The organism is Lysobacter sp. CFH 32150, from assembly GCF_022758295.1.
Classification (GTDB): Bacteria; Pseudomonadota; Gammaproteobacteria; order Xanthomonadales; family Xanthomonadaceae; genus CFH-32150.
Genome location: NZ_JALDWJ010000009.1, coordinates 120011 through 141329, shown reverse-complemented (window position 1 = coordinate 141329; position 21319 = coordinate 120011). Strand labels below are relative to the sequence as shown.

23 protein-coding genes and 1 pseudogene are annotated in these 21319 nt (G+C 61.5%); 13 read left to right on the top strand and 11 right to left on the bottom strand.

Going from position 1 to position 21319, the window contains the following annotated elements; all coding sequences use genetic code 11:
* Positions 1 to 23: 23 nt before the first annotated feature.
* Positions 24 to 563, bottom strand: a complete 540-nt coding sequence (locus MO486_RS13460) for a M48 family metallopeptidase (protein ID WP_242908743.1) — start codon at positions 561 to 563, stop codon at positions 24 to 26.
* Between the two features lie 72 nt (positions 564 to 635).
* Here MO486_RS13460 and MO486_RS13455 point away from each other — a divergent pair, with 72 nt between their 5' ends.
* Positions 636 to 1190, top strand: a complete 555-nt coding sequence (locus MO486_RS13455) for a DUF2058 domain-containing protein (RefSeq protein ID WP_242908741.1) — start codon at positions 636 to 638, stop codon at positions 1188 to 1190.
* Between the two features lie 76 nt (positions 1191 to 1266).
* Here MO486_RS13455 and MO486_RS13450 read toward each other — a convergent pair whose 3' ends face one another.
* The gene (locus MO486_RS13450) at positions 1267 to 2313 is read right to left on the bottom strand and encodes a DUF5694 domain-containing protein (protein WP_242908739.1); all 1047 of its coding nucleotides are present in this window, start codon (positions 2311 to 2313) and stop codon (positions 1267 to 1269) included.
* Positions 2314 to 2544: 231 nt separating this feature from the next.
* On the opposite strand from MO486_RS13450, the gene MO486_RS13445 reads away from it, so the two are divergent.
* The 4 genes from MO486_RS13445 (at position 2545) to MO486_RS13430 (ending at position 4802) form a co-directional block, all read left to right on the top strand.
* Positions 2545 to 2886 (top strand): metalloregulator ArsR/SmtB family transcription factor, encoded by a 342-nt coding sequence (locus MO486_RS13445; protein WP_242908724.1) that lies wholly within the window; start codon positions 2545 to 2547, stop codon positions 2884 to 2886.
* Positions 2883 to 3371 (top strand): SRPBCC family protein, encoded by a 489-nt coding sequence (locus MO486_RS13440; protein WP_242908684.1) that lies wholly within the window; start codon positions 2883 to 2885, stop codon positions 3369 to 3371. Before MO486_RS13445 ends, MO486_RS13440 begins: the two co-directional genes overlap by 4 nt.
* 18 nt (positions 3372 to 3389) lie before the next feature.
* Positions 3390 to 3986 carry a YceI family protein gene (locus MO486_RS13435; protein ID WP_242908682.1) on the top strand — a complete coding sequence of 199 codons (597 nt, stop codon included), beginning with the start codon at positions 3390 to 3392 and terminating at the stop codon, positions 3984 to 3986.
* Positions 3987 to 4154: 168 nt separating this feature from the next.
* Complete coding sequence (locus MO486_RS13430; protein WP_242908680.1) at positions 4155 to 4802, top strand: glutathione S-transferase family protein; 648 nt, start codon at positions 4155 to 4157, stop codon at positions 4800 to 4802.
* A gap of 38 nt (positions 4803 to 4840) precedes the next feature.
* Here the strand turns inward: MO486_RS13430 and MO486_RS13425 are convergent, their stop codons facing one another.
* On the bottom strand, positions 4841 to 5641 hold the full coding sequence (locus MO486_RS13425) for a LytTR family DNA-binding domain-containing protein (RefSeq protein WP_242908678.1): 801 nt from the start codon (positions 5639 to 5641) through the stop codon (positions 4841 to 4843).
* A gap of 32 nt (positions 5642 to 5673) precedes the next feature.
* On the bottom strand, positions 5674 to 6786 hold the full coding sequence (locus MO486_RS16520; protein WP_242908624.1) for a histidine kinase: 1113 nt from the start codon (positions 6784 to 6786) through the stop codon (positions 5674 to 5676).
* Between the two features lie 222 nt (positions 6787 to 7008).
* Between MO486_RS16520 and MO486_RS13415 the strand changes: the two genes are divergently transcribed.
* Complete coding sequence (locus tag MO486_RS13415) at positions 7009 to 8757, top strand: serine hydrolase domain-containing protein (RefSeq protein ID WP_242908622.1); 1749 nt, start codon at positions 7009 to 7011, stop codon at positions 8755 to 8757.
* 133 nt (positions 8758 to 8890) lie between these two features.
* Positions 8891 to 9319, top strand: a complete 429-nt coding sequence (locus MO486_RS13410) for a hypothetical protein (RefSeq protein ID WP_242908620.1) — start codon at positions 8891 to 8893, stop codon at positions 9317 to 9319.
* A gap of 71 nt (positions 9320 to 9390) precedes the next feature.
* Here the strand turns inward: MO486_RS13410 and MO486_RS13405 are convergent, their stop codons facing one another.
* The gene (locus MO486_RS13405; protein WP_242908618.1) at positions 9391 to 9783 is read right to left on the bottom strand and encodes a GFA family protein; all 393 of its coding nucleotides are present in this window, start codon (positions 9781 to 9783) and stop codon (positions 9391 to 9393) included.
* A 162-nt stretch (positions 9784 to 9945) separates the two neighbouring features.
* Here MO486_RS13405 and MO486_RS13400 point away from each other — a divergent pair, with 162 nt between their 5' ends.
* Positions 9946 to 10425, top strand: a complete 480-nt coding sequence (locus tag MO486_RS13400) for a VOC family protein (RefSeq protein WP_242908616.1) — start codon at positions 9946 to 9948, stop codon at positions 10423 to 10425.
* Between the two features lie 96 nt (positions 10426 to 10521).
* On the opposite strand, the gene MO486_RS13395 is transcribed toward MO486_RS13400, so the two are convergent.
* From MO486_RS13395 to MO486_RS13380, 4 genes and pseudogenes are all read right to left on the bottom strand, one after another.
* Positions 10522 to 11481: a DUF6607 family protein gene (locus tag MO486_RS13395; RefSeq protein ID WP_242908983.1), complete on the bottom strand. Its 960-nt coding sequence runs from the start codon at positions 11479 to 11481 to the stop codon at positions 10522 to 10524.
* A gap of 711 nt (positions 11482 to 12192) precedes the next feature.
* Positions 12193 to 14418 (bottom strand): TonB-dependent hemoglobin/transferrin/lactoferrin family receptor, encoded by a 2226-nt coding sequence (locus tag MO486_RS13390; protein ID WP_242908614.1) that lies wholly within the window; start codon positions 14416 to 14418, stop codon positions 12193 to 12195.
* 140 nt (positions 14419 to 14558) lie between these two features.
* A pseudogene (locus MO486_RS13385) lies at positions 14559 to 14669 on the bottom strand (hemin uptake protein HemP); the annotation flags it as partial.
* A 214-nt stretch (positions 14670 to 14883) separates the two neighbouring features.
* Positions 14884 to 15333 carry a helix-turn-helix domain-containing protein gene (locus tag MO486_RS13380; protein ID WP_242908612.1) on the bottom strand — a complete coding sequence of 150 codons (450 nt, stop codon included), beginning with the start codon at positions 15331 to 15333 and terminating at the stop codon, positions 14884 to 14886.
* An 83-nt stretch (positions 15334 to 15416) separates the two neighbouring features.
* Here MO486_RS13380 and MO486_RS13375 point away from each other — a divergent pair, with 83 nt between their 5' ends.
* The 3 genes from MO486_RS13375 to MO486_RS13365 all read left to right on the top strand — a co-directional run bounded on the left by MO486_RS13375 (position 15417) and on the right by MO486_RS13365 (position 17194).
* On the top strand, positions 15417 to 15908 hold the full coding sequence (locus MO486_RS13375) for a DUF2938 domain-containing protein (RefSeq protein WP_242908610.1): 492 nt from the start codon (positions 15417 to 15419) through the stop codon (positions 15906 to 15908).
* A gap of 57 nt (positions 15909 to 15965) precedes the next feature.
* On the top strand, positions 15966 to 16190 hold the full coding sequence (locus MO486_RS13370) for a DUF2798 domain-containing protein (protein ID WP_242908608.1): 225 nt from the start codon (positions 15966 to 15968) through the stop codon (positions 16188 to 16190).
* A gap of 314 nt (positions 16191 to 16504) precedes the next feature.
* Entirely contained in the window at positions 16505 to 17194 is a 690-nt protein-coding gene (locus MO486_RS13365) for a hypothetical protein (protein ID WP_242908606.1), read from the top strand.
* Between the two features lie 213 nt (positions 17195 to 17407).
* On the opposite strand, the gene MO486_RS13360 is transcribed toward MO486_RS13365, so the two are convergent.
* On the bottom strand, positions 17408 to 18247 hold the full coding sequence (locus MO486_RS13360; protein WP_242908604.1) for a LysR family transcriptional regulator: 840 nt from the start codon (positions 18245 to 18247) through the stop codon (positions 17408 to 17410).
* Positions 18248 to 18358: 111 nt separating this feature from the next.
* On the opposite strand from MO486_RS13360, the gene MO486_RS13355 reads away from it, so the two are divergent.
* Together MO486_RS13355 and MO486_RS13350 are read left to right on the top strand one after the other, a co-directional pair.
* Positions 18359 to 18853: a lipocalin-like domain-containing protein gene (locus tag MO486_RS13355; RefSeq protein ID WP_242908602.1), complete on the top strand. Its 495-nt coding sequence runs from the start codon at positions 18359 to 18361 to the stop codon at positions 18851 to 18853.
* A gap of 66 nt (positions 18854 to 18919) precedes the next feature.
* Positions 18920 to 19264, top strand: a complete 345-nt coding sequence (locus MO486_RS13350; RefSeq protein ID WP_242908600.1) for a hypothetical protein — start codon at positions 18920 to 18922, stop codon at positions 19262 to 19264.
* A gap of 204 nt (positions 19265 to 19468) precedes the next feature.
* Here the strand turns inward: MO486_RS13350 and MO486_RS13345 are convergent, their stop codons facing one another.
* Entirely contained in the window at positions 19469 to 21274 is a 1806-nt protein-coding gene (locus MO486_RS13345; protein ID WP_242908598.1) for a DUF885 family protein, read from the bottom strand.
* Positions 21275 to 21319 lie beyond the last annotated feature (45 nt).

Genomic DNA, 21319 nt, shown 5'->3' with positions numbered 1-21319 from the left:
CGCTTTCGGCCAGAAGCAGTCCTTCAGAACTGCATATCCCCTTCGACAGCAGATTGCGGAATGCGTGATCGCTGCCCGACTTCAAGATGAGTCAGGTAGAGGCGCAAATCGAACTCCAACTGGTGGTAGTCAGGCTGCATGTGCGTGCACAACTGGTAGAACGACTTGTTGTGCTCGGCTTCCTTCAGGTGCGCAAGTTCATGCACCACGATCATCTTCAGGAACTCAGCGGGCGCATCGCGGAACACGGTGGCAATGCGGATCTCGCGGCTCGCCTTGAGCCTACTGCCCTGTACCCGAGAGATGGCAGTGTGGGTACCGAGCGCGTGCTTCATCACCTGCAGCTTGCTGTCGTAGATCACCTTGCCCAACGGTACCGATTTTCGTAGATGCCGGTCTTTGAGTGCTTGGACGTAGTCTTGTAGCTGACCGTCGTTACGCACGGCGTGGGGTTGGCCATACTTATCGGCCAGTATCGCGCCCAGCCGACCCTGCTCGATCAGCTCGTGCACCCGCGCCTGCACGTGTTGCGGGTAGCCGGCGAGGTACTTCAAAGGTTCCATCAGCAGGGACGAAGGTGGGCGGCGGGGACGGCAAGTATGATGGGCCGGAAATTCCCGACAAGAAACTGCGACATGGCGAAAGCGAATCCGCTCCAGGAACAGTTGCTCAAGGCGGGCCTGGTCAAGAAGTCCAAAGTGGCCGAGGTGGCGCGCGAGCAGCACAAGGCCCGGCATGCCAAAGGGCCGTCAGAACTCAACGAATTCCAACTGGAAGCCGAGCGGGCGCGGGCCGAAAAAGCCGAGCGAGACCGCGCGCTTGCCGCCGAGCGCAAAGCCCAGGCACGCATCACTGAACTTCGTGCCCAGGCGCGACAGATCATCGACGACAAGAAAGTGCCGCGCTCGGGGGAGAGCGAGTACCGCTTCACCGCCGACGGCGCCATCCGCACCCTGCTCGTCAACGACGACCTGCGCAAGAAGCTGTCTTCCGGCGCGGTGGTGATCGCCCGCCTGGGCGACCGCTACGAGCTGCTGCCACGTGCGGCCGGCGACAAGGTGCGCGAACGCGACGCCAGCATGATCGTGCTTGATCACGGTCAAGACGCGGGCAACGAGACCACCGCCGCAACCTCCGAAGATGATGCGTATTACGCGCAGTTCCAGGTGCCAGACGACTTGGTTTGGTAGCGGCGGCAAAAGGGGTCAGAGAGCATTTGTGTTTCAAACCAAATGTTCTCTGACCCACAGATTTACATCGGGTGATTTACTTCAGCACCTGCTCCGTATCGACGATCTCAACCCCGGAGAGCTGCCCCAGCCAGCTGTCGAACCACGGCTTGTGCGACGCGCCGACGATGGACAGCACGCGCGCATCGGGGCGCTCGCGGAACGCCGCGCGGATGTTGGCCACCATGCGCAGGTTGCGGGTTTCCCAGCCGGCCACCCATATCTGCGGATAGTGCTGCGGTGACGGGAAACGCATCGCAGTGGAGACGTTGTTCTCGGCCAGCATCTGCAGGTTCTGTGGACTGTTGATGTGCTGGTACAGCGGCAGCAGGCTCTTCTGCTTCGACAACTCCGCGTGTGCCTTCTCGGTGGCGTCGAGTTCCGCCCGTTCCGAATTCCACGCCGCCTGTATCGACTCGCCGAACGCCTTGATGTCGGGGAGGTCGGTGTTGTCGCCGGTGTGGTTGTCCACCGCGTGCACGCGCTGCAGGCCCAGCCGCGCCGCCAGCTTCGCGGCGATCCGGTAGTTCTCGTTGTTGTTCGCCTCAATCTTCTTCAGTACCGCCATCAGTGCGTCGTCGATGCCATCGCCCGTGCGACGCTCGGCGGACGGCAACTGCAGCCATTGCACATAGGCCGACGATCGGTCGTTGGCCGCAAGGAACAGCGAGGTCAGACGACGACGCTGCGCAGGCGTCGGCTGCGCCGGCCAGGCCTTGAGCGTCTTGTTGACCTCGGCGATGGCGCCCGGAATCTCCAATCCGGTCGCCTTCTTCGCCGCTTTGGTGGAGGAACAGTAGTCCTCGCCGTAGACTGCCTGATTGCGCGCGGCCATGTCGCACTCCTCGCCCGGCAGCGCCTCGATGGTGATGATGTCCGGCTTGAACGCCGCCAGCTTGTCCAACACGGGATCCAGCGCTTTCGGATCGAACTCCTTGGGCATTCCGCTCAGATGCACCGTGCCCAGCACCAGCACCTGCGCACGCGGCCCGACCATGTCGCGGTCCAGCACCGTCAGATCCACCTGCGCCTGCGCCGCGAACGGTACCGCCAACGCGAGTCCCCAACCCCACTTCCTGCTCATGCACGACTCCCTGTTAGACATTGCGTCGAAAGCAAGATGCGCTTCCGGGCGGCTGGGTTTAAAGCGACATCGGGAAAAAGACGTCAGGTTCCTTTTTGCTTTATTGGGGCTAGACCTCTGACGCTTCTGTGGGAGCAATCCATAAGACCAATACTTAGGTATTGACCTAAGTGTTGTACGGCGCTAGGCTGCCCTCGTCAGATCGACTCACCCAACCAATCGAGTTTTGAAATGGCTCAAACCGCCGTCATTGACGACATCTTTTATGCCTTGTCCAGCCCGATTCGGCGAAAGGTCCTGGACCAACTAGCTAACGGGCCCGCCACGGTCAGCGAGCTGGCGGCACCGTTCGACATGAAGCTCCCGTCGTTTGTGCAGCACCTTTCGGTGCTGGAACAGGGCCGGCTGGTGAAGTCACACAAGCGAGGGCGGGTGCGGACCTACGAGATCGCTCCGGAGCGGCTCAAGGTCGCTGAAGGCTGGCTCGCCGAGCGACGTCAGGTGTGGGAATCCCGATTTGACCGGTTCGACACGTACGTCAAACAACTCAAGAAAAGCGAGAAGAGATCATGAGCAAGCAGTTCGCGATCAACCCGAAGCTTGATTTCGTTATCGAACGCTTCATCGACGCGCCCACGCGACTCGTCTGGGAAGCGTTGACCAAACCGGAGCATCTCAAGGAGTGGTACATGCCCAAGGCGTGGGGCCGTGTGTCGAAAGCCGAAATGGACTTGCGTCCTGGTGGCATCTTCAGCATCGACATCGCAGGGGAAGACGGTCAGGATTTTCCCAATCTCGGCTGTTTCCTGGACGTCGTTCCGATGGAGCGGCTCGTTTGGACCTCCATGCTGTTTCCTGGCTATCGCCCTGCAGTCTTTGACGACGTTCCGATTACTGCCGTCGTGACGATGGAGGCAGTTGGCACTGGAACTCGCTACGTGTTCACGGCGTTACACCGGAACGAAGCCGACTTTGAGACGAACAAAACGTCCGGCTGGGCGGAGGGGACGGAGATCGCCGTCGGTCAGTTCGTCGCGCTTGTTCAGTCGATGACGTAATCGAGGGAGGACATCGCCATGCCCCACAAGACGACTTCGCTGCTGATTGCCAGCCTGCTCATTGCCACTACGGCGATGGACCCGCCTCACGCCAGCGCCGCTGAGACGCGCTACGAAATCGATCCGCAACATACCTATCCGTCTTTCGAGGCCGACCACATGGGCCTGTCGCACTGGCGCGGCAAGTTCAACCGCACTTCGGGGACGGTGACGATCGACAAGGCGGCAGGCACTGGTTCGCTCGACATCACGATCGACATCGACAGCATCGACTACGGCCTGGACCTGATGAACACCGAAGCGCTCAAGCCAACGCTGTTCGATGTGGAAAATTTTCCGAAGGCCAGCTATCGCGGCACGTTCGCGAAGTTCGAAGACGGCAAGCCCACCGCCGTGCAGGGCATGCTCACGTTGCACGGGGTGACGCGCCCGGTCGAACTGCGCATCACGCGCCTCAAATGCATGCCCCATCCGCTCGACAAGCGCGACTGGTGCGGTGCGGATGCGGAGACGACGATCGACCGTTCGCAGTTTGGAATGGACGCCGGCAAGGATTTCGGCTTCGACATGGCGGTCGCGCTGCGGATCCAGGTGGAAGCGGTGGCGGAAAAGTGACCCAGCTCCGCGCGGGCGTGGCCTGACAATCAAACATATGTCCGCTTTGGATCGAAAGCGTCATTTTAGAATTCGTGCAGTCAACTCTCCCTGATGTCCACACTCGGCCAGAAGCCGTCCTTGGAGAACAGTATGCGCAGTGCCATGCAATCACCACGGAGCCTTCCAATGACCCCCACGATCACCGCGTTTGAACGGTCACCCGATGGCGGCAAGGGACTGGCGCGCGATACGCGCGTTCGCTGGGCGCTTGAAGAAGTGGGCCAACCCTACGAGGTTCGCCTTGTTTCGTTCGGTGCGATGAAGGAACCTGCGCATCTGGCGCTTCATCCTTTCGGCCAGATTCCAACCTATGAGGAAGGCGATCTCGCCCTGTTCGAAACAGGCGCAATCGTCTTCCATATCGCCGAGCGCCATGCGGGTCTGTTGCCGGACGATGCCAATGCCCGGGCGCGTGCGATCACATGGATGTTTGCCGCGCTCAACAGCGTGGAGCCGGTGATCCTTGACCTCTTTACCGTCAAGGTTCTGGAGGGCGATAAGCCCTGGCGTAAGGAGCGCCAGCCTCTGGCCGAGGATCGCGTCCGAAATCGACTGGGCCAGCTGTCTGCTCGTCTGGGCGATGCCGACTGGCTCGATGGCGCATTCAGCGCGGGCGACCTGATGATGGTGTCGGTACTGCTCAGGGTGAAAGCATCGGGCATCCTGGACGAATTTCCGAACCTGGCTGCCTATGTCGCCCGCGGCGAAGCGCGGCCCGCGTACCAGCGGGCTTTCGCCGCTCAATTGGCGATTAACGCCGCACCGGCCAGCTGATATAGGCCTGCTATCGCGTTTCGTGCGTTATCGGAGACTCATGAGCGCACGAGCGCTGAAATTGTCTTCCGGTAACTCCTCGACACTTTCAATTCCTGTCCACAGTCCAGTGTCAGGAAAGCCTCACCATTACTGTGCGGACGGGAGGACACGACCCGCCGCGCGTTGACGATGGTTGACCGGTGGATCCGCAGGAAACCCGTTGTATCCAGTCGACGCCCAAGATCCCCGATGGTCGCCCTCACCACATGCGTGCCCTCATCGGTATGGATGCAGACGTAGTCACCAGCAGCGTCGACCCACCTCACGCCACCGGGTGATACGCGGATCGTACGCGTGCCGTCCTTCAACGAAATTTGCTTGGTTGCCTCAACCAGACGACTGGGGTCTTCCGTCTCCAGAACCTCTTCCAGCGTCAGATCCGGCTTGCCGCTGAGCGCACTCAAGAGCGCCAACAACCTGGCACGATGACCGTCCGCGTGGCTGCGTTCCAGGATCGAGCGCGCCTTGTCCAACGCCTGGCTCAGGCGAGAGCCATCGACAGGCTTCAGCAGGTAGTCGACTGCATTGGCTTCAAATGCATCGATCGCATAGTGATCATATGCGGTGACGAAAACGACCAGTGGCATCAGTTGCGCCGGAATGGCCTTTAGAGTCTCGAAGCCACTCATCCCCGGCATCTGGACATCAAGCAACAGCAGGTCGGGAGCACACTCCCGAACCGCGTGGACGACAGCTTCGCCATCCCCGACCTGCCCTACGATGACGACGTCCGGATCGGAAGCCAACCTCAGTTCCAGCCCGCGCCGGGCCAATGGCTCATCGTCTGCGATGAGCACCCGAATCTTCCCTCCCGAAGGACCAGGTGCAGTCATGTGGGATCGGTACCGCCCTTCTCATAAGGCAGGCTGATTTCGACAACAAATCCACCTGGACTTCGATTGGATGCTTGAAACGAATGGCGATCGCCATAGAGCGCCCGCAATCGATTCCGGGTATTGACCAGCCCAACACCAACGCCGGTCATTTCCCCTTCGCTGGAGCCACCCACGTCAAACTCGTTTGGGCTCCCTGGTCCATCATCGAGCACCGTGAGCAACAACCAAGCGTTGTCCCGTTTGGCATTCAGCACGATGGTGCCGCCCCGGCTGCTTCTGGCCACGGAATACTTCACTGCGTTCTCGACAATGGGCTGGAGCAGGAGGCTTGGGACCATCGCTGGCCAGCACTCAGGGTCAATTTCGACGTTCATTTGCATGCGGTCGCCAAAGCGAACCTTCTCGATCGTCAAATACAGCTCGAGTGCGCGAACTTCCTCTTCCAGGGTCACCCGCTGCACAGGGTCGACATCCAGGGAGTGCCGCAGGAAGGCACTCAGGCTATGGACCATGCGGTTGGCGGTGGCGTTGTCGCGATCGAGCAGCAGTGTCGATATCGCATTCAACGTGTTGAACAGGAAATGCGGGTTCAGTTGATAACGCAGCATCTTGAGCTGCGCCTGGTGTGCCATCGCCGTAGCCGCAAGTGCCGCCTCGGTCTGCTTGCGCAGCTTTCGATTCGTTGTAATCACCAGGTAGAGGCTGCACCAGCCAACCACCACGTACATCTGGAACGTGACATAGCTGAAGTAGCTCGACAAGGAGAATGGCAGGCACCCGCCACACCAGCCCTGTCGAGCGAACACTTCATAAGCCAAACCCATCGATGCACTCACCACCAGGATCGGCACCACCATCAACAGTGCCAGCTTCAGTGGAGGCGTGTCCCTGAACGTGCGGAGCAAATACCGAAGTGAAAGCGTGCCGATGAATCCAGTCGCAGCTACGGCGAACCAGACACGACCAAAGCCCTCCGGTTTGCCGTTCGAAAGTAGAGAGAGATAGCCGACGAGAAAGACGCCCAACCAGCCCCCGACATGCAGCAGCCAGAACAGCGATTCGGTTCGCCACCGCTGTTGGCGGTCATGGTCGGCTTGCGATTTCACGGATCGGTAAGGTGCTCGTATTGGCCCTGCCGATTTCAGAATACGACAAAAGTTCGCCGCCGTTGGCTCGCCCCACTCGCCTTGGCGCGAGATCAGAACGTTTCGTCGCAAACCACTTCCAATTGCCAGTCGGGCCCCTACGCTTCCTTCCGGAACCTCCCAACCCGGCGCGCATGCGTCGCCTTGGAAGGTAGTGCCAACTCAATCTGAAAAGGCTCCCTCATGGCAACAACCGCGTTCAACCCACGACATCTAATCGCCATGGCGGTATCGCTCGCCACGGCCATGACGATCTCCATCGCGTTGCCGACCACGGCACAGGCCCAGGGAACGACGAGCGCCGAAAAACACAAGTTGGTCGATGCCCTCTTTTCCACATGGTCTGGAGAAGCCACGCCGGGCTGCGCGGTCGCAATCGAGAGCGATGGCACGATCGACTACATGCGCGGTTATGGCATCGCGAATCTGGAGCACGCGATCCCGGTTTCACCGGATTCGATCTTCGGCATTGGTTCAATCTCCAAGCAGTTCACGGCGTTCTCGATCGGGCTTCTCGTCAACGAAGGAAAGCTCTCATTCGAGGATGATGTCCGCAAATACGTCCCCGAACTGCCGGACTACGGGAAACCCATCACGATCGCGCATCTCGTTCACCACACGAGTGGCCTGCGGGAGCATGGGTATCTGCTGAACCTGGCGGGCTGGCGTGGCGACGACGTCTATACGGAAGCGGACGTGCTGCAGGTCCTGGCTCGACAAGGCCGCACCAACTTCGAACCGGGAGAGGAGAGCCTTTACGGAAACTCGGCCTATGAACTCTTGAGGTTGGTCGCCCAGCGTGCGTCCGGCAAACCCATGAGCGCATATGCGGAAGAACAGATATTCAAACCGCTTGGCATGGCAGATACGCGCTTCAACGTAGATCACGCGCAGGTTGTTCCCAAGCTCGCCCAAGGCTACCACCAGCGCGATGGAGGCTGGAAACGGGCGCCATCGAACATCGATCACTATGGATCCACCGGGGTACTGACGACCGTGAGGGACTTGTTGAAGTGGCAACAGAACCTCATGGATGGCCGCGTCGGCGGACTGCCTTTGGCGACATGGATGCAGACATCCGGAAGGCTGAACGACGGAACGGAAACCACCTATGGCGGTGGATTGTTCATCAGGAACTACCGCGGGTTGCGAACCGTCAGTCACGACGGATTGGGAGGCGGATACCGGGCGAGCTCCGTTCACTTTCCAGATCAAAGGACCAAGATCGTTGCCCTTTGCAATACGCAGGCAGCTCCGGCGGAAGAGCTGACGTTCAAGATCGCCGACATCTACCTGGGCGACAGGATGAAGGAACCTGCCTTCGCGCCCGCGGTGCGGATGCCTGAACTCGAACAGTCATCCCTGGCAGGGACCTACTGGAGTCCCAAGACCGATGAGATCGTTCGACTTGAATGGCGGGAAGGCGCTCTGCGCCAAGTCGGATCTCCAGTGGCATTCGTTCCCATCGATCGGAATGTGTTTCGTCCTGGTGATGCGCGAGGCCAGTGGAGGTTCATCCTTGCAGAGGCAAACGCCACCCCGGAACTGCACATCTTCGATGCTTGGCCCACTCCCCGAATCTTCAAGCGCCTGGCCGATCCACTTCCCTCGGACTCCGCCTTGAGTCGCTATACCGGCGAGTACCTCAGCGATGAAGTCGAGACGACATTCGTCGTTCGGGTCTCCGACGGCAAGTTGAAGCTCGCCTGGCCACGCGAGTATGAGATCGAGCTGGAGGCAGTCGGCGGGGATCGTTTCAACAGCTCTCGCGGTGCGGTGACGTTCACGCGCAACGAGGCTGGCCTGATCGACGGACTCACCATCAGCAGCCGCAGGACCAGGAGATTCCGAGCGGACCGGGTGAGCACCGTGGAGCGCGCTGAAACACCCTTGGCGAAACAGATCCCCTCGCTCACCGGGCGAACCCATTAACCCGCATGCCCGCGTTCGGCCAGAACCGGGTATCACGGCTTGCGCGAACCAGAGAATTTTTTAAAGGTAGTATCTTTCCCTTCTCGTGGACTCCACGAGCACTGCGAATTATGGCGAGGTGATGAGGGATCCCATGGCCGACGATCTTGCCGCAGCTAATGTCAATCGGTCGTATCAGCTCGCGGCATCGAGCATCGCGATCTTCACGTTCCTGCTGTTCTTCCTCTACCCGAAGTTCGCAAGCGGCCAAGTCGACGCCTTTTCGTATCAAGCCACGTTGATCGTGATGGGTGTGGCGACGTTCTCATTCGCGTTCTCGTCCTTCTATTATTACGGCGCCTCGCTTGGCGGCCGGATCGACGATGTCGTACGTGCTCAGTACTCGCGTCGAGGCGATCGCTTGTGGCTGCTCGGATGCGTCCTGCTGTTCCTGGCCCCGAGTTTGATCCTCTTCACGGTCAGGCTTCTTGCCGTCGCGTCTGTATGGTTCGCACTCTGGCTGGTGTACCTGTTCTTCGTGATGCGCTACTTCCCTCGCGTCCAGACTGCGGGAAAGAGCTGAGCTGGCGCGGGCGCTGGAACCAGTCTGCGCCCGCTTCGGGTCGATGGCAGTCGCTGAGCCATCCATGTCTTCTACTCCTCAAAGCGACTCGTGGCGTCACGATCGCGGTCGTATCGTTTCATGAGTGGAAACGGTGGCAACCAGGACTCGCGACGGACGGTCCAGAGTTCGTAGGTTGGCCTCAGTTGGTCGGGGGCATCGAGGGATCCCAGGTTCACTTCGATTTCGTCTGCGCTGCGTCCGAAAACGGACGAGCCGCAGCGGGGACAGAAAAACCGCCCGGCGTAGTCGCGTGTTTCGCCATCGATCGTCACCGCATCCTGGGGGAACACCGCGGAAGCGTGAAACAGGGCTCCATGATGCTTGCGGCAGTCGAGACAGTGACAAAGGCCGACCCGGTATGGGAGTCCCGACGCCACGATTCGTACGTTGCCGCACAGGCAACTGCCGGTGAATCGGTCCATGCTGCGTCTCCTTTGAAATCAAGCGCAATGCTTATAACGAACAGCACCGTCATTGCAATTGCCCCCTGATGAGCCGCAGTGACGTCGCGTTCACGCATGCGCGCCGAATGTCCGCCTGCGCCGCTTGAATGCGCGTATCCCCCTGGATCGAGGAGAACCAAGATGGTCAGCAAGAATACGATTTGTCTCTGGTATGACGGCACCGCATTGGACGCCGCGAAGTTCTACGCCGAGACGTTCCCGGACAGCGCAGTAGGCGCTGTCCTTCGCGCACCTGGCGACTATCCAGCGGGCAAGCAGGGTGACACCTTGACGGTCGAGTTCACGGTCATGGGCATCCCTTGTCTCGGCTTGAATGGAGGGCCCGAGTTCAAGCACAACGAGGCGTTCTCGTTTCAAGTCGCTACCGACGATCAGGCCGAAACAGACCGCTTGTGGAACGCGATTGTTGGAAACGGCGGCCAGGAAAGCGCATGCGGCTGGTGCAAGGACAAATGGGGGCTGTCGTGGCAGATCACACCACGCGCCCTGACGGCCGCGATCACCGATCCTGATCCAGCGGCGGCCAAGCGCGCGTTCGACGCCATGATGGAGATGACGAAGATCGATATCGCTGCGATCGAGGCCGCTCGGCGAGGCTGACGCTCCCCCAAAAAAGGGGTCAGAGAACATTTTTTGAAACGGAAATGTTCTCCGACCCCTCTAGACCAGATCGCTGCCAGGGTGAACCTGCCCCCTTTATTCGCCGAAGCCATCACGCGGCTTCGGATGCCGGGCCGCACTCGCATCCTCCATGCTTGCCGGCTCGACCCACCTGTTGAACACGGCATCGATCTCCGCCGCATCCACGGGCTTGCCTTCCTCAATGCGCTCGGCCTGTTCGAACAACGGGACGATCATCGCCATCCCATCGACCTTGGCCTTCAGGTGCACGCCAGGCGATTCAGCCAGCTGCGCATTCCAACGTGAGCGCACCTTGGCCCAGTAATCCCGCGTTGCGTCCCAGTAGCGGTAGGCTGGCGAGAAATCGGTTTCCTTGGTCTTGCGGTAGTCGTTGAACCCGAACTCACGCGTCAGTTCGACCTGGGCACTGCCCGGCTCGCGCAGCACCTTGGTGTTGAACTGCTCGTGGGTCCAGCCGTTCGGCGTAATCGTGTGGCGATTGACCGCTGCGATGGCGTTGTAGTCGTCACGCTTGGTGTATTCCCGCCGAGGAAGCGGACGCCAAGTCAGGTCGCTGGTCCACGTGGCGACACCGTTCGCATGGCTCCAATGGCCAGTGCCGCAATAGCGGGGTGCATCACTGACCTCGTGCACGCATTGCGTCCATGCACCCTGGGTCCGTTCGGCCGGAATCGCGCGCACCAGCCAGGTCTGGTTGGCACTGAACTCGAAGCGTCGTGCGGCTTCGTAGGTCCAGTCCTGCCGCCAATGCTTGGTGACGTGTCCACTTTTTGGATCGACCAGGATGTGTTGCAGCACAATCTTGGTCGGTGTGTCCTCGACCACGATCACGACCTCGTTTCCACCGCTGCGCTGCGCCGCACGGCGCTTGTAGTCCGGTTGCAGCAATACGGTCTCGTCGAAGGCGAAGTCGACCAGATACTCACCCTGCATGGCGAGGATCGACGCCCGATCTCGCACTGGATCGACTGAGGGCGTCGGACTTGCCGCTGTGATCGGGCCGGCAGCCACCATGCAGACGGCCAGCGCTGCCGCATGGAGCCATCCACTTGCCCGTGCTTTGTTGGTGCACATCGCGAGTCCTGCCATTAGCTGCTTCATGTTTGTCCTTGGGAGCTGCATTCAAAAAGAGGTGTCGAGTACGTCGAGCTGCCAACTACGGGCAACGCGGTACGCCCACAGCTGCTATCGGCCACAACGAACGATCCATCCGCACATTCGGCTCGCGCGATCCGTCTCGCTGCTGCTTCGCCGCACCGGGATAACGGTGCGAGACTTGCCGCCAGCACTGATTGCTCCACGGGTTTGACCGTCGTCGCAACGGGCAGCACATGCAGTCGCAGCGCACATGCGCGCCAACAGTCGCCATGCACCTGCCCTGCGACCCTCCGCCAAATGCGTTGACACGTGCCAATGCTGGAATCGCAGTCCACGCGGGACGGCAGCGCTCGCGACAATCGATCCCAAGCCCGGAAGTCGCTGTCCGGCAACAGACACAGGCGCCAACAACTGCGGCCATCGCGGTCATAGAAACTCAGGCTCTCGCGCAGCCCGTCGCTGTCGATGCCGGCCCCCATTTCCGCGCATGCCGCCTTCGCCCAACCGGCCAACGCCGCGCCGTGCCGGGCGCGGTACAGGCACAACACCGCACCCAGCGCAGCGAGCTGCCGCGGGTGCGGCAGGACTCCGGGGATACGACGCGGTTCAATGTCCCGATGCATCCGGTTACCAGCTCACTGCGACGCTCATCGCTATCGCGCGTCCGGGGCGGGTGTAACGATCGAGAACGAGGCTGCTTGCTCCGACGCCACCGACATCACTCCAGTCCCAATACTTTCTGTCGGCGAGATTGAATACGCCGAAGTTGATGGCCGCGCCTGGCGCGAAGTCCCAGTGCGCGAGCAGATCGAGTACGCCATAGCCGGGGGGCGCGAACTGAGCAGCGTCAGGAAGACGACGCTTGTGTTCCGCGAAGCGACCTGCCAATTCCACACCCCAGCGCTCCTGGTCGTAGGCGACGCCGAGCGAAGCCCGCGCCGGATCGATGGAAACGAGCGGCCGGTTGGCGGTCTTGTCATCGCCCTCCTGCCAACTGGCGGCTGATCGCAGAGACCAACCCTGCAACACATCAGCCCATTCGCCCAGCTGGACGCCTGCCTTCAACTCCACGCCGCGAATCTCCGCTTCGGCGACGTTGCGGGACTGGAACACGAGCAACGGCGACTGCGGGGGCTGGCTCACCACCACGCCCGACTCGATGAAGTCATCGTACCGATTGAGAAAACCGGCGACGCTGAGGTCCACTGCCGGACTGGCGTAGCGCACGCCGAGTTCGAAGCCATCGCTGGTTTCAGGGCGCAGGTCCGGATTCGGGATCGTGGCGTATCCGAACTGCAGGTTGGTGAAGCCGAGATTGACGTCGTTGTAGGGCGGCGAACGGAAGCCGCGTGCGTAGTTGGTGAACAGCGACCAGTCGCCGTGGAATTTCCAGACTGCGCCGAACTTGGGCGAGACGTTGGTCTCGGTGATGTCGGCGGGCACGATGCCGGGGTTGTCCTCGGCGAAGATCGGATCGTGTTGCGGACGCAGCTCGAAGCGATCCACGCGCACTCCCGGCACCAGGCGCACCGCGTCATCGGCCAGGCTGATTTCGTCCTGCACAAACAGGGCGCTGGCGGTGGTTTCACTGATCGGGAAGTCGCGAACCGGATACACGTCCGGCGCCACCACGTTGGTTACGCGGCCACTGGCGAGATCGATGGCGCGGCCATCGCGCTTCTGCCGCAATTCGGTCCGACTGAAGTCCAGGCCATAAGTCAACGTGTGCTGCATCGCGCCGGTCGCAAACTCCTTGTGCAGCGTGATTTCCGCTCCGACCACGCGCTGGTCGAAGTTGAACTCCCGTTCGCGGCGCTGTGCGGCACCGGTCGCGGTGATGCGCTCTTCGATCGTGTCCTGTGTGGTCTCGCTGTCCTGGCGATAGACCTGCCAATCAAGGCTGTCGGCAAAGGCTGCATCTAGCGCGTCGACTTCGTGCGCAAGCGACAGCCGTGCGCGTGTCTGATGGTCGTCGCCCCACAATGAAAGCGTCGTGGCTCGCGTGGAAGGCTGGAACCCGCGCAGGTGCATTACATCGGTTTCGGTGGTGCCTTCGTTGCCCTCGATGGTCAGCTTGAAGCGCTGGTCCGCGCTCGGCGCATACACCAGCTTGGTCAGCAGGCTGCGGCCATCGTGCGACTGCGGATTGGATGCCGTGCGCAGCGCCCCTGCAGTCGTGTTGTCGCCCTGGTTGTCGGTTTCCTGGCCTTGCCGATGGCTGACTGCCACCAGGCCCGACCAGCGTTCGCCGCCAAATGCCGTCGTGGCCCCAGTGAACAAGCCATCCCAGTCGCTCTCGAAGCCGAACTTCATGCCGAAGTAGGCATCCTTGCCCTCCGTCAGATAATCGACGGGATCCTTGGTGACGAAGGTGACCACACCCCCGAGTGCATCCGAGCCGTACAACGAACTGGCCGGACCGCGCACGATTTCCACGCGCTTGAGCGTGTCCAGGTCGACGAAGTTGCGATTGGCGTTGGAGAAGCTGCCGATCGCGAAACTGTCGGAAACCGCGATGCCGTCGGTTTCGATCCGGACACGATTGCCGCCGAGACCGCGGATGCGGATGTCGCCGATACCGAAGCGGCCAGTGCCGCTGCCCACTGACACGCCGGGCTCATACCGCACCAGGTCTTTGAGGTCGCGTACGAGTTCGCGGTCCAGCTGAGCGCGATCGATCACGTCGACCGTGTTGGGCACGTCCGCGATCGCGCGTTCGGTGCGCGTGGCGGTGACGGTGATGGTCGCGAGATCGTGCACATCGACGGCAGCGTCAGCGGGCGTCTCGGCAGAAGCGTAAGCAGGCACGCCAAGGGCAATCCACAGGGCGGCGTTGAGTAAGGTCGGGCGCATGGCAGTCCTACGGATCTCCGGGAGAACCGAGAGGGCTGGCGGCCGGCAATGCCGGTAGCGGGCTACTCGAGAAGGGGTTTGGGTGACATTGCGGCCGCCAAGGGTTCCCTTCAGGGCAACCTTTGGGGGCTGGATGATTCCTATTTGGTCAGGATCAGCTTGTCGTTCCGCGTGTGGCGCAACCGATAGACCTCGCCGCCATGCCGGATCAACACCTCGCGGGCGCCGCCGAGCAAAGCGTTGCTATCAATCTGTGTGCCACTCCCTGCAGCGGAAACACTCGACATCGGGCGCGGGGCACTTGGCGTGACACGAGACCTGTGGGCATTCGCATCGGGTTCGCGTGGGGACATAGGTTTGGCCGGTCTAAGGACCGCTCCTGGGCGGTGTCGAGCCATCATAAATGCGAATGAGTCTCATATGCAATTATCCCGCACACCTGAAGGAGTGCTGGGTAACGCGCTGTCACGCCTGCGGCGGATTGCTGGGCAACCGCCGCCTCGCCGGCCTCTTCTTTTTCTTCTCGTCGCTGGTCCTGGCTGCAGCACCCGCCAGCAAGCGGCGGAACGTCGGGCATTCGAGGTGGCTTGGCGCGGGGCAGACGGCGGCGTGTCGCAGGCCATCGCGCATGGCGCTCAATTTGCGAATCGTCCCGTCCAGTTCCTCCGCCTTGGCCGCGAGCGCGTGCCGGTCGATCTGCGGACGTCCATCGGACGCGAACATGCGGGCGATTTCATCGAGTGAGAAGCCGGCAGAGCGCGCCAGTGCAATCAGCGCCAACCGTTCCAGCACACCGGCATCGAACACGCGGCGTAGTCCTCGCCTGCCGACCGAGGCGATCAAGCCCTTTTCGTCATAGAAGCGTAGGGTCGAGGCAGGAATCCCGGATCGCTTCGCTACCTCGGCAATGTCCATGTCTCGCGCCCCTTGACCTCAAGTTGACTTGAAGTGGCACTGTGCTGTCTGTGCCACGCAAAGACAAGGCATTGGAGATGGTCATGGACTATTTGATCTGCACCCTTCTCACCGGAGTGGGAGCGACGGCGGCGGTGGACCTTTGGGCGATCGCCCGGAAGTACCTGCTCAACATCCCTCCTCCGAACTATCGCCTGGTGGGCCGCTGGCTGGCGCACATGCCGCGAGGGCGCTTTCGCCATGACGCCATCGCGGCAGCACTACCCGTGAAGGGCGAAGGCCTCATCGGATGGACCGCCCACTATCTGATCGGCATTGCGTTCGCCGCCATCCTGCTTGGCATCTGGGGGCTAGCGTGGGTTCAACACCCCTCGCTCGGACCTGCATTGATCGTCGGGATCGGCACGGTCGCGGCGCCGTTCTTCGTGATGCAACCGGGCATGGGTGCGGGCATTGCCGGAAGCCGCACGCCGCGCCCTGCCGCCACCCGATTCCAGAGCCTCGTCACGCACGCGATTTTCGGCCTCGGTCTGTACGCAGCAGGCTGGATTGCTAAGGCGTTGTGCATGCCGTGATTGCGGGCTTCGCAACAACACACTTATTCAATCAACAACTTCCAACTGGAGAATGTCATGCGTATCCCCGCTCGTTTTGCGCCGATCGTTTTCGGCGCGCTTCTCTCGGCCGTCATGGTCGCCATCGTGTCTGCCTTCGTCCTGGCGACTAGCCAGGGAATCCACCCGGGGTTTCTGGCGAAGTGGGCCAGGAGTTGTGCAACCACCTGGCCCATCGCGTTTGTTGCCGTGACCCTCATTGCGCCGTGGGTACGCAAAGTCGTCGCGCGTGTGACCGCTTGATGCAGCTCGGACCGGCACATGTCGGGAAGGACAGCGTCCGTTGCGGCTTAAGCGACGGCGCTGCGCCACGCCGACAAAGTCAGCGTTGCCATCTGATTTCATGGAAGCTTCACGCTGCATTCCCCGTCGACGTTCCCTAATGTCGTCGCCGGGCCCGAGGCCATCGCCTCGAGGTAGCAGCCGTGCGACATGGCGACCACGATGGACTCCCGGTCGGCAACAAAGAGCTGTTCCTGCGCGCCCACTCCAGACGGGCGATGTCCCGACTACGCCGGCGCCAGGCGTCGTTCCTGTTATTACCAGGAGACATCGCCATGACGCGACCCACACGTCTGCTATCCGCCCTCGCGGTCGCGATACTTGTCCTCGGCCCAACCACTGCGACCTGGGCCGCCAAGCTCGCCATCGCGCGGATCTACATCGAGTTCAACGCCTCGGCCAACGATCTGGGCTTCCATGTCTTCCTTGACGGCGAAGACTGGAAGGACATCGCCATCGTCAACCCGGGCGGCACCCCCATCTTCATGGTGGAAGGCAGTGGACCCTACGCCGAACTGGGCATGACCGAACTGTTCTTCGAGGGCGCCGAACCGTCGCTCGACGACGTCCCCTTGAACCAACTGCTGGGCCAGTTCCCGGAAGGGCGCTACCGCTTCACCGGCAGCACGGTCGACGACGTCCCCTTCGGCCGCAACGCCACACTGTCGCATGCCGTCCCCGCTGCACCGGTTGTCTCGACGCAGGTCGTGGGCAACAGCATCACCATCAGCTGGCTCCCGGTCGCAAGCACACCGAGCGGCTTCCCCGCGCGACCGATCGACATCGTGGGCTACCAGGTCATCGTCGACACCTTCCAGGTCACGCTTCCGGATTCGAGTACCCAGGTGACCCTACCGCTTGAATTCGCTGCCTCGCTCGGTAAGGGCACGCATCTGTTCGAAGTGCTGGCCATCGATGTCAGCGGCAATCAGACCATCACCGAAGGAAGCTTCGTGATTCCATAGGTGTTGGCGGCCAGCATGATCTTGATTGCAATGAAAAGGCCCCGCACTGCGAGGCTTCTTGGGGCTGTTCGTCTGCTCGCTTACGGCCAGAAGCGGTCATGCGGTTTGACGACAGCACGATCAGTCCACATAAGAGGCAACTGTCGTTGCCGTTCCATATGGGTAGCGAGTCATTGCTGACACAACCCACTCTTGCCCCGTGACTCAGTTCCTTCACTGAAAGGCCAGCGAGAGAACGCGCAATGCATTGCGCGTTCGCCGGTCGCTGAGGTTGCTATAGAGCATCACGTCCTGCGAGCGAATCGGCGGCAGCGACAGGAGCCCGCTGACGTCAACTGTGACCGGCGGCGCCGCGCGCCGCGCCAGCACCGCCACCGCGAGGCCGGCGACAGCGGCGGCACCCAGGATCGCGGCGCCCTTGCCGACGAAGACTTCGCACCATTCGATGCCGGCGCGATCAAGCGCGCGTACCGCCTCGATGCGGACGCGGCACGACTCGCCTTGCGTCGCCAGTGGCAACGGCTGGCCGGCGCGCGGCTCCCAGCCGGCCGCCGCGAACCATGAAAAGGTTTCCGCGCACACCGCCTTGCCCCGCTTGCCGCGATCCTCGGGGCGCAGCACCAACACGGCGTCGAGTTCTCCCTGTTCCAGGCCTCGCATGAGTTCGTTGGTGCCGGCGATGCGCATCTCGACCAGTAGATTCGGATCGTGGTCCCGCATCCGCCGCAACAGAAACGGAAGTTCGCTTCCGACCAGTTGTTGGTTGATGCCGATCGCCAACCGGCGCTGCTCGGTCTCAAAGGCGGCGGCCGCGCGGTCGTGGGACGACACCAGTTCGCGCGCCACGCCGAGAAAGGCCAGTCCCTCGACCGACAGGCGAACATGCCGCGGCGTGCGTTCCAGCAGGCGGCGGCCGAGTTGCCCTTCCAGGCGCCGTAGCTTGAGGCTGACTGCGGACTGGGTGGTGCCCAGCACGTCGGCTGCCCGGGTGAAGCTCTGCAAGTCGGCCGCCAGCAGGAAAGCCCTGACCGCGTCCACGTCCATCGCCTTCATATGGATGGATTCGATTTTGAAATGACAGATATCTTTGTAAATGCATTTCTCATATCTATCAAGCGGCCTAGGATGGACCGGTCGATCCCCGATCCATAAGGACTCACTCTGATGAAACTACTGACCGGCGCACTCGTCGCAATGCTGGCGGGAATGGCCGCGAGTGACGCGCAAGTGCCCACACGCGGGTTCCCACTGCAAGGCACCTGGACCCTGGTCGCCGCGGACAAGGTCTTGCCGGATGGCGAGACGACGCGGGACTACGGCGAGAACCCGAAGGGCAGGCTCGTCGTCGATGCCAAGGGGCAGTATTCGCTGCAGATCTTCAAGTCCGAACGCCTGCGTTTCGCCAGCGACAGCAAGGCCGATGGCAGCGTCGACGAACTCAGGTCCGCGGTCATGGGCAGCAGTACCCACTACGGGACGATCACGATCGACGAACGCGCAGGGATGCTGGTGTTCTCGATCGAAGGCTCGTCCTTCCTCAACTGGGAAGGCACGACCCAAAGGCGCCAGTACAAGCTGGACGGCGCCGAGCTGCGTTACAAGGTGCCGCCCCGGGTAGATGGGAGCATCCCGGTTTCCGTGTGGCGCCGGCTTGATTGAACCCTGCCTCGTTTCGCTCGGAAGCGATCGCGCCCCTCGATTCACTCTTCAACCGATGAAGCCATCATGCCGCACTTCGTAGTCGACTGTTCTCAGGGAATACTTCAGATTCATGACGAAGAATCGATCATCACCCGGCTGCGTCGAGTGGTGAGTGCTTCAGGGCTGTTCGAAGAATCGGACATCAAGATCCGTATACGCCCCTTCGGGGTCTACGCTGCTGGCAGCGGGCGGGAAGATTTCATTCACACCTTCGCCTGGATCATGCAGGGGCGCAGTGTCGAGCAACGCGCTGTCTTGTCGAAGGCCATCGTCAGCGAGCTGACTGAGATGTTTCCACTACTTCCCCGCATTGCCGCGAACATCGCTGAGTTCGAGCAGGCGACCTATTTCAATCGCGCCATGATGTGAGCCCCTGGCCAGTCTCTGGCCGAGGATTCCATCGCTCATGATAGTGCGCGGGTTGACCAGGACGAGATCAGCGATGAATGACCGCTATGGGTCGTCAGCGCTCATTCCGTCAAGGTCCGCTTTCGGCCTCGGATGAGCAGGACTGCCCCACAAACAGAAGGGCCGGCATAGCCGGCCCTTCCTCCATGCATCCGCAGCGCGCGATCAGGCTTTCTTCGAAGCGATCCAACGATCGATCTTGCCTTCGAGGATATCCAGCGGCACCGCGCCATCCTTCAGCACTTCGGCGTGGAATTCGCGGACGTCGAACTTGTCGCCGAGTTCGCGTTCGGCGCGGTCGCGCAGTTCCTGGATCTTGAGCTCGCCGATCTTGTACGCCAGCGCCTGGCCCGGCCAGGCGATGTAGCGCTCGGCTTCGGCGGTGGACTGGGTTTCGCTTTCGGCGGAATTGTCGAGCATGTACTTGATCACCTGCTCGCGGGACCAGTCCTTGCTATGCAGGCCGGTGTCGACAACCAGCCGGATTGCTCGCCACAGTTCGTTCTGCAGGTAGCCGAAGTAGTCGTACGGGTCGGTGTAGACGCCCAGGTCCTTGCCGAGCGATTCGGAGTACAAACCCCAGCCCTCGGCGAACGCGGTTTCGCCACCGAAGCGGCGGAACTTGGGCAAGCCGGTCAGTTCTTGCGACAACGCGATCTGGAAATGGTGGCCGGGGATGGCTTCATGCAGGTACAGGTCTTCCGCATCCCAGGTCTTGCGCGTCGGCAGGTCGTAGGTGTTGACGTAGAAGATGCCGGGGCGGCTGCCGTCCTCGCTCGGCGCGTGGTACTCGCCGCCGGCTGCCGATTTGGCGCGGAAGGGTTCGACCGCGCGGATCTCGAACGGCGATTTCGGGATCAGCGAGAACTGCCCCGGGATCTTCTTGTTGATCCTGGCTTCAAGTGCGCGGTAGTGGGCGAGCAGCGCGTCCTCGCTCTTGAAGCCGAAGCGCGGGTCGTCCTGCATGAACTTGAAGAAGTCCTGCAGCGATCCCTTGAAGGCGACCTGGTCCATCACTTTCTGGATCTCGCCGTGGATGCGCGCGACCTCGCTCAGGCCGATCTGATGGATCTCGTCAGGCGTCTTGTTGGTGGTGGTGCTCTGGCGCGCATTGAACGCGTACCACGCTTCACCGTTGGGCAGCTTGTCCAGACCGAAGGTGTCGCGGGTCCTGGGCAGGTATTCGTCATTGATGAAGGCGCGCAGCTTCCTGTAAGCCGGCATGAGCTTGTCGGCGATCATGGCGCGATATGCGTTGGTGAGGCGCTCCTTGTCGGCCGCGGAGAAATCGGCCGGGAAGTTCTTGATGGGGCCCCAGAACAACGTGTCCTCGGGTTTGTCCTTGATCAGCGCATCCAGCTGCGGGACCACCTTGACCATCAGCGCCTTGGGCTGCACCACGCCGGCCTTGATGCCTTCGCGCATGTTGGCGATGGCGGTATCGAACAACACCGGCAGGCGGTCGCCGCGCTTGAGCCAGTTGTCGTAATCCTTGACCGTCTTGAACGGCTGCGCACCGGTGCCGGATCCGAGCTGCACGGCGAAGCTGGGCAGACTGCCCATCTGGTTGACCGGCATCATCCAGTCGGGGAACTGCTCGCCTTCCAGCGAATCCTTCGCGTCAGCGACGAAGATCTGATAGCTGAGCAGGTCCTGGCCTTCGAGTCCGCCCGGGCCGATGTCCTCCATGGTCTTCAACCAGCGCGTGGTGAAGTCGTGCATCTGCTTGCGGTATTGCGCCGAGCCGAAATCAGGCAGCTGGTCGTTGTAGCGCGGGTCGCCCTGGAAGGTCGCTGCGACCGGATTGAGCTTGAGGTTCTCTTCCCAGTACTGCTCGTACAGCGCAGTGAGTTTCGCGGCCTTGCCCGACTGCGATTGCGTGGCTTTGGGCGTCGCATCCTGGGCTAAGGCGGGGGCGGCCGTGGCCGCGAGGGTCAAGGCGAGGGCTAGGGCAAGCGGACGCAAGGTCATGGCGAGTTCCGGGGAGATGAAGCCCGAGCATGGTCGAGTACCGTG